Source organism: Longimonas sp., assembly GCF_046498435.1.
Taxonomy (GTDB): Bacteria; Bacteroidota; Rhodothermia; order Rhodothermales; family Salinibacteraceae; genus Longimonas.
Genome location: NZ_JAWOAR010000191.1, coordinates 1 through 6,966, shown reverse-complemented (window position 1 = coordinate 6,966; position 6,966 = coordinate 1). Strand labels below are relative to the sequence as shown.

General features: G+C 65.3%; 6 protein-coding genes. 1 reads left to right on the top strand and 5 read right to left on the bottom strand.

Annotated elements, in window-relative coordinates; translation table 11 throughout:
* Positions 1-191, bottom strand: a 191-nt coding sequence (locus R6U20_RS07155) for a hypothetical protein (RefSeq protein ID WP_410337173.1), incomplete at its 3' end; no start/stop codon positions are given.
* 103 nt (positions 192-294) lie between these two features.
* On the opposite strand from R6U20_RS07155, the gene R6U20_RS07150 reads away from it, so the two are divergent.
* Positions 295-1,395, top strand: coding sequence for an NAD(P)/FAD-dependent oxidoreductase (locus tag R6U20_RS07150; RefSeq protein ID WP_410337172.1), 1,101 nt, complete (start codon positions 295-297; stop codon positions 1,393-1,395).
* Here the strand turns inward: R6U20_RS07150 and R6U20_RS07145 are convergent.
* From R6U20_RS07145 to R6U20_RS07130, 4 genes are all read right to left on the bottom strand, one after another.
* Complete coding sequence (locus R6U20_RS07145) at positions 1,390-1,785, bottom strand: VanZ family protein (protein ID WP_410337171.1); 396 nt, start codon at positions 1,783-1,785, stop codon at positions 1,390-1,392. The genes R6U20_RS07150 and R6U20_RS07145 overlap by 6 nt on opposite strands.
* A 7-nt stretch (positions 1,786-1,792) precedes the next feature.
* Positions 1,793-3,379, bottom strand: a complete 1,587-nt coding sequence (locus R6U20_RS07140; protein ID WP_410337170.1) for an NAD(P)H-hydrate dehydratase — start codon at positions 3,377-3,379, stop codon at positions 1,793-1,795.
* A gap of 2 nt (positions 3,380-3,381) precedes the next feature.
* On the bottom strand, positions 3,382-5,289 hold the full coding sequence (locus R6U20_RS07135) for an Ig-like domain-containing protein (protein ID WP_410337169.1): 1,908 nt from the start codon (positions 5,287-5,289) through the stop codon (positions 3,382-3,384).
* A 794-nt stretch (positions 5,290-6,083) separates the two neighbouring features.
* On the bottom strand, positions 6,084-6,908 hold the full coding sequence (locus R6U20_RS07130) for an SDR family oxidoreductase (RefSeq protein ID WP_410337168.1): 825 nt from the start codon (positions 6,906-6,908) through the stop codon (positions 6,084-6,086).
* Positions 6,909-6,966: the final 58 nt, after the last annotated feature.

Below are 6,966 nucleotides of genomic sequence, written 5' to 3'. Positions count from 1 at the left end.
TCGCTGCTGCGCGCTTCGTTGATGTGGCGTAGCATATCAGGCGCCGCGTCGGCACGGTCAGCGGACGAGCGCTGCGTTTCCTGCGCACCGGCGGTAGTCGCCAGGCCCAGGCTCAGCACGAGCACGCCGAGCACCGTTCTGGTTGCGACTTTCCACTGCGCTGCGAGCGTATCTGTACTGTCAGAATCCATACAAGAGAGGCCGTAATTCCTAATGCAATGACGATGCGGCGGATCGCCTGCCGCGCGAGCCCGGTTGATGTATCACCGTTCCCGCTCATAACCCCATATACGCATGGCTCGCCCCTCCGTTTGCATTGCCGGTGCCGGACTCGCTGGTGCGTGCGCCGCGCTCTATCTGTCGGATACGTACGACGTGCATGTCATTGATGCCAAAGAGGCGGCCTCGGGGGCGTCGGGCGCGGCAGCCGGGCTGGCGAACCCGCTCATGGGGCGGCGCGCGAAGCTGACGTGGCGGGCGGCGGAGGCGTGGGGTGCGCTCACCGAAACCGTGGCTCGGGCTCGGGCTACGTCTGCGTTCGACAGCGGCGGCGTGCTGCGCCCCACCACCGAGCCGAAGCAGGTGCGCTTCTTTAAGGACGCCGCCTCCGAGCATCCGCGCTGGTGCTCGTGGTGGACCGCCGATGCGCTCGCTGAGCGCTATCCACAGGTGCAGGCCCACGATGGCGCGCTCTGGCTGCCCCGTGGCGGCGCGGTGGATGTGCCTGCCCTCGTGCGCGCAGCGCTGGTCCGCGCTCGCACCCACGGCGCCACCTACACGCCCCATACCCGCCTGACGGACTGGACGCCGCACGACGATGGCGTGGACGTGCACACCGAATCGGGCGGTTCGCGCTCCACGCAGCGCTACGACTACCTGCTCTGCTGCGTGGGACAGGGCTACCCTTCGCTTCCCGCCCTGGACCCACTCGATCTGCACGGCATCAAAGGACAGACCCTCACCGTGCGCCTCCGCGACGCGCCCTCGGGGCTGCCTCCCATTTCAGGACGCGGATACATCGTGCCGGACCACGACACATTTGTGCTCGGCAGCTCCTATGAACACGAGTTTGAGGACTTGCAGCCGTCGGAGGCGGAAACCCAGCGCATCCTCCAAAAAACGCAAACGATGCTCCCGGCCCTTCGCAATGCGCAGGTGGAGTCGGTGGCTGTGGGGGTGCGTGTGAAGCACAACCCTACCAATCTGCCGCTGGTGGGGCCGTACCAGCACCCGCGCACGTGGGTGGTTCTGGGACTCGGCTCGAAGGGCCTGCTCACCGCGCCGCTCATTGCGCGCAAACTGCCCCGCTGGCTCCGCGCCTCGCACCGCGTACCGGCGGCCATTCGCGTGCCGAAGGCGCTGCTCCCAAGTACGTGGGCACCTGCGCCGTCATGAAGGCTTCGCCTCAGCATCCGACCGCACCGGACGCCACACGGCCCACATCATGCCCAGCGCCAGTCCGAGCACGTTCGCTACACCGTCGTAGAAACTGCCCTGGCGCGTCGCCAAAACAGTGTGCTGGAACAGCTCGCTCCCCACGGCCAGCGCCAGTCCTGCACCGCCCACAATCCACAGCGCACGAGATCGTGACCAGGATGTGAGCGCATACATCCAGAGCACGCCAAACCCTGCAAACATAATGAGATGCGCCACCTTGTCGATGCCGATGTCGGGCGGCCCGGTGGGCACCGTTGAGGCCGGCACCGTAACCGCAACGAGAATGCCGAGCGTCCAGAGCAGCGCCTGTACGTTGGGGCGGCGGAACGTGCGCAGTAAAGTGGCCATGACGTACTTATGCAGCGTGAGAAGAAGGCGCATCCAGCGCGTGCGGACATGCCTCAATGAGGTCGAGCGGCGTGAGCGTGCGGGCATCTTGCTGCGCGGCCACGTATTCGGCGGCACGTCCACCCAGGTGCATGGCACAGGCCGCGGCATCTACCGGAGGCAAACCCTGTGCGGAAAATCCGGCAATGAGCCCGGCCAATGCATCGCCCGTGCCCGCCGTAGCCAGTGCCGGACCGCCCGCCAAGCCTACAAACGTGCGTCCCTCCGGATTCGCCACTACGCTCGGGTAGCCTTTCAGCAGCAGCGTAACGCCCCATTCCGCAGCATACTGTTGAGTTAGGTGGATGCGAGAGGGAGCGTCAAGGTCGGCGGGCTTCGTCCCAGCAAGCCGAGCGAACTCGCCCTCATGCGGGGTCAGTATCCACGGTGCAGGCGCTGCGCCCTTTGAAGCGAGCCGCTCTTTAACCACGTGCAGTGCCCCCGCATCCAGCACGACGGGTCCGTCGAATGCATCGAGCAGGCCGTGAACCACCGGCGCGGCTGTTTCGGGATCGAGCCCGGGTCCGATGAGCAGTGTGCGCGCCTTACCCAACGGCTGCTGAAGCACATCGGCGGCATCGCTCAGTCGGTTGGGCCAGGCGTGTACCGGGAACGCAGACGAGTGCCCGGCTACGGTTTCCTGGATGGATGCGGGCACCGCGCATGCCACGTACCCGGCTCCGCTCCGTACCGCCGCCCGTGCCGCCATCGCCGGGGCTCCGGCATAGGGCGTGCTGCCGCCCACTACAAGCGCCATGCCCACGTTGTACTTGTGCGACTGCCGGGTGCGCTCGGGCCATTGCGCCTGCACGTAGGCATCGGTCGTGCCCAGGGCACAGCCCGGCTCGCGGACGTGCTTGTGCAGCACATGCTGCGGAATGCCGATGCGCACGGCCCGAATGGTACCTGCCTGCTCCGGTCCCGCTCCCACACGCAGCCCGACCTTCTCCGCCCCAAACGTGGCTGTGGTGTCGGCCTGCACCGTAGGCGGATGCGCCTGTCCCGTATCGCTGTTGAGTCCCGAGGGCACATCGAGCGCCACAGTGGGCGCGGCGTGCGCATTCATGTGGCGGATGAGCGTGGCCAGCGGCTCGCGGGGTGCATCCGAGAGCCCCGTACCGAGCAGCGCATCAACCCACACGGATGGGTTCAATTCGTCGGTACCAGGCAGGGCCTCAGGCGTGTCGACGACCGTCCACCGGAGCGCTGAGCCGTACGCATCCGCAAGCTGATGAAGCACCTGGGCGTTCCCCTTCGCATCTCCCGAATACCCCGAGGCAGGGATGGGCGAGAGCACGTGCACCTGCGCGCCCCGATCAAGCAGCGCACGGGCCACGACCAGTCCATCGCCGCCGTTGTTGCCTTTGCCGCACGCAATGGCAACCGGCTGCCCCGCCACCGGACCGTAGCGCTCGGCAATGATCTGCACGGCGCGCTGCCCGGCGGTCTCCATGAGCACGCGTCCCGGGATGCCGAGCGTCTCGATGGTGTAGGCATCGGCCGCGCGCATGGCAGCAGCAGTGAGGAGCGGACGCGCCTGGGTCGATTCGGGCATAATCAGTCGGTAGTTAGTTCAAGAAGCGGGAGCGGGGTTTCGAGCACGTTGGTCCAGCGCGCGCGGCCCTCCACGGTCGATTCGCTCCACACGATGGGATCGGCCGGGCGATACGGCGCCAGCTGGCCGGGCGACCAGCGTCCGGTGTCCTCGCGATCGCGCCACAGGCGAAAGCGGTAGGTGCCTTCGGGCACGCGCTCAAACCGCACGGTGCCGGTGGTGTCGGTACGGACGCGGCGGGTGGGCCATTCCTCGCTCGATGTGTCGTGCATTTCGAGCACGAGCACGCCCGGCAGCGCAGCCGCGGTTGTTTCGGCAGCATCGGCAATGGGCGTGGCTACCGAATCTGCAATGGTCGTTTCGGACGGCAGGGGCGGCAGCGCATCGAGGAGCGAGTCGGGCAGGGCGCGGCCCCGTGTGATGGAGTCGAAGGTTTCCGCCTCGGTGGACGTCGTATCGGTGGTATCGGTCGGATTCCACAGGCGGCGCTCATACGTTACTGGCACCTCAATCTCGCCCACCTCATCGCGCACGAGACGGCGATAGCGCTGCGTGCGCACGGTGTCTTCGTTGGCAAACACGCCTTCGGCAATGCGCACGTCGACGGGCATCTCGGGCGTGAGCGGCGGCTCGAACGTGAGGCGATGACGCAGCCCGTCGGCGCTTTCGGGCGTGATTGTGCGCTCGGTTCCGGTGGTATCGGTCGCTGTGATGCGGTCGTTCCACACGCCGCTGTCGGGAGGACGCGTGGTGCGAAGCATGGGAGCTTCGGTCTGTGTAAGCGGACGTCCTTCCTCGCCCCCCGAGCGGCTGGGCCGAAAGCCGACGAATTCGAGTTCAGCGTCGTCCTCCTCGGTTGATGGCGTGAAGCCCAACGTGGTATCGGGCACGGCACGGCCCAGCGAGTCCGCCAGCGCCTGCGCGGGCACCGTCAGCCGATGCACCGCCTCGGCACGTAGCGCCTGTTCGGCCACGACGGCGACCTCGTACGGCGTATCGTTCGTCGTGTACACCGAGGCCACATCTATCGTATCCTGCGCGGTCGAATCCACCAGCGTCCATGCCTCGGGCGTGCGGTCTTGCCAGGCGATGGGCTCGCTAAAGCGCACGGTCTGCCGCTGCACGGTGCGCGGGCGTACACGCACGGCTTCGGGCGGGTCGGGACGCGGCTCGGTGAGGAGCCAGGGCGTTTCGGGCATGGCAGCGCCTTCGGCAGCGTCAAGGTGCGGCACCGGCGGCACGGCATACGCCTCGTTGGCATCGGGCGCGCGGTTGCGGTTGTTATCGCGCACGGCAATGACGTAGTACGGCTCCTCTCGGATGTTCTGGAAGGCAAACTGGCCGTCGCTGTCGGTTTGCGTGCGGAAGTCGGGCGCCTCGGGCAGTGTATCGGGGGGAGCGGAGGCTTCGGGAGGTAGGGCGTACGCGAACACATCCACCCCCTGCTCCGGCTCGCCCCACCGCGGTTCGACCACGCGTCCGCTCAACTCGCCCTGGTCGATGCGATCGCCCGTTGAGAATGCGAACGTGATGGGCGAATCCAGCTCCACATTGCCCCGCTCGGTGCGAAGATCGGTGTTGAGCGATACGATATAGGTGGTGCTGTCTTGCAGCGGCTCCGGAAACGACACCGTAACCGACTGTCCACCGAAACTGAACTCAGGGCGTCGCTCCGGCTCGGGCGTCATAGAGAATGCCTGCTCCATGGCGCTTCGGTTTACGTACTTATCGAACTGCAACTCGATTTCAGTATCACGAGCCACGTTCGTATCTTCGCCAGCGGGCGCGCTCTCCACAAGGACGGCCGGTTCGGTGTTGCCGGGTCCGCCCGAAGGGGCCACCGGGTTGGCGCATCCCCCCACCAGATGCACAATACACAGCCCCAGGAGCAGCAAACCGACGTATCTCACAAAACCGAGTGCAGCGCGGGACCGGTACATCGGGAGGCGCATGGGTCGTTTGGGTGGATGCAGAGGGTGGCGTTGTTATACGAAATCCGGTTGCAGGATTTTGGTGTCGCTTCGCTACAGTTGTGTCACAGGTGATTGTTGCAGTGTGTAAGGGATGCGCGCCCAGGTCCGTTCTCTCTAACGAATTGTCATGTTGAGCAAGCGGAGGGCCGACAGGGTACCTGTTTAGCGGGTTTCAAGCACCGCCCGGGATATCCGCTTCGCTCCTGATCCCGGGCTAAGGGGTCCATAGCCGGGGACCGCTTGCGTCCCCGGCGATCTTTGGAACGAATGCTATCGGCGCTGCACGTGTCCCAGGCTATAAGCCGCTAAACAGATACCCGACAGGGGTCGGTGCGAAGCGCGTCGAAACATCTCCTCGTCGTTCAGAAGATACGGCGGGACAGAGGCCCTGCCAACCTCGGGGGAGATCTTTACTCACTGCGTTCGTCAGTCGCTGCGCTCGTGTCCGACTCCGCTTCGCTCCGCTCAAGATGACAGCATGCGAACGCGAGATCTTGTTACCCAACCATTGACCTGTGGCAGGGCACTACTGCGCACCGGATGGGCGGACGAATAGACGGATCGTCGTTCTTCTCTTTCGCCCGTTCACCCGTCCATCCCTCCATGCAGGCAATCGCCGCGGCTATGAAAAGTGGATCGCTTGCCAGCATCATCTGTCCCCTGTCCTGTCGTCGTGTCGCGGAACTTAATCCGTCCGGGCCATGTTGCGACCCCTAATCGTGCCAGTTGGTCTATAACCGTTGCAGGATCATGTCCAACACCCGCGTGGGCAGGATGCGGCGCAGACCGCCCAGCAGGTAAGTGGGCGTTGTAACCGGGTAACGGGCGCGCGGGCGGCGCGATTCCAGCGCATGGATCAGCCGTTTGGTCACGGCGTCCGGCGGCAATTCGAAAAAGTCCGGCCCGGATTTTTCGTACAAGCGCGCCAGAAGCGTGTCGCGGTAGTCATCGGCGCGGGCGCTGGCCTGCCAGTTGATCCACCGCTCGAAATGCGGGATCGAATTTTCGCGAATGCGCGATGTGATGGGGCCGGGTTCGATCAGCACCACGTCAATCCCGGTCCCGGCCAGTTCCAGCCGCATCACATCGGTCAGCCCTTCAAGCGCAAATTTGCTGGCCACATAGGCCCCGCGCCATTTCAGCGCGGCCAGCCCAAGCACGGATGAGTTCTGCACGATCCGCCCATGCCCTTGCGCGCGCATCACCGGCAGCACGGCGCGGGTCAGCTCATGCCAGCCGAACAGGTTCGTTTCGAATACAGCGCGCAGTCCATCGGTGGGCAGGTCTTCGACCGCGCCGGGCAGCGCGAAGGCCCCGTTGTTGAACAGCGCGTCCAGCCTGCCGCCAGTGCGCGTCAGGGTTTCTTGCACCGCTTGCTGGATGCTGGCTGCATCATTCAGGTCCAGGAGAAAGCTGTCCAGCCCTTCGGCCTGCAGGCGCACGCAATCATCGGGGTTGCGGCAGGTGGCCAGCACATGCCAATTGCGCTTCGCCAACGCGTGCGCCGCATGATAACCAATGCCAGAACTGCATCCGGTAATCAGTACACTGCGCATCCTGACCCCGTCAGCGTTTTTCCCATTGCTCCCGCTTGCGGTAGATGGTCGAGGGGGC